This is a genomic window from Escherichia sp. KCJ4928, from assembly GCF_004352695.1.
Classification (GTDB): domain Bacteria; phylum Pseudomonadota; class Gammaproteobacteria; order Enterobacterales; family Enterobacteriaceae; genus ECMA0423.
Window position 1 is genome coordinate 1 of record NZ_SJWV01000458.1, and the last position, 940, is coordinate 940.

The following is a 940-nucleotide window of genomic DNA, read 5'->3' on the forward strand; positions in this document are numbered from 1 at the left end:
TTTTACTCTGCGGACAGTGAATAATTCATTATGCAGAGTGAATAATAATGGCCTGCCTTTAATTAACAACTATTGGAAATACGTCGAAGTAGGTATATACGCCAGAATAAATCGATATATTTTTTATGGATATTCATTTTCCTTCATCGGACTGTAAATTGCGGAGATTTCGAACTTGCACTACCCATCGCAACACTCAAACAGATTTATGAATTTCGTTCATAACCCCTGACAAATCCTGCCGTCTAATCGAGCTTTTCCCTTTACGTTATGCTTCTCATGAACGAGAACACAACTTATTCATGAATTAACCATTCCGGATAAACTATGGAATCAAATTCAGGCATCGAAAGGAACTGGCTGGTTTCCGTTAATAGATTAAATATCTATTACTCTCCCGAGAGTAAAACTATCAAATCAATGAGTAACCGATACAGCCTCACAAATTCTTTCAGATAATTAACCCGTCACTGCGGCACGTTCTCTCGTAAGGCGTGCCTGCAGTGTAATCCAGTATGTATCCGGCATAGTTGACGGTTTAATAGAACTCAATTCCTCTCCCAGGTCACCAACAACGATATCTTGTATAACACCCCAGGAGATACGACATTATGATGAGATGCGATATGCTCCTCAGCGCCAATCAACGCCCGGACTGGGCCAGTCTTGAGATCAGACTCATTCCCGGAACTGACTTCAGGCGACATATATCAATGACGTTGGTGCAATAAAAGATAGCCGATGTAATACATCTATTCAAATTTGTGATACATGTCAAAAAATTGGTTGACCAAACTCGTTATTTATATAAGGGCACTTACGAAGTGCGCTCTTTTTTAAAGCGAGGAAGTACCAATGAAAGAGAATAAAGTACAACAAATCAGTCATAAACTGATTAATATCGTTGTTTTTGTCGCAATTGTAGAATACGCCTATTTAT

The 940-nt window shown here is 38.8% G+C and carries 1 protein-coding gene and 1 pseudogene; both read left to right on the forward strand.

The genetic code is table 11. The annotated features are described in order from the left end of the window. Positions 1-292: 292 nt before the first annotated feature. A pseudogene (locus E0D98_RS28215) lies at positions 293-382 on the forward strand (hypothetical protein); the annotation flags it as partial. A gap of 473 nt (positions 383-855) precedes the next feature. Beyond that, positions 856-940 (forward strand): small membrane protein YkgR (gene ykgR / locus E0D98_RS24825; RefSeq protein ID WP_131891361.1); only part of this gene is annotated, 85 nt, incomplete at its 3' end.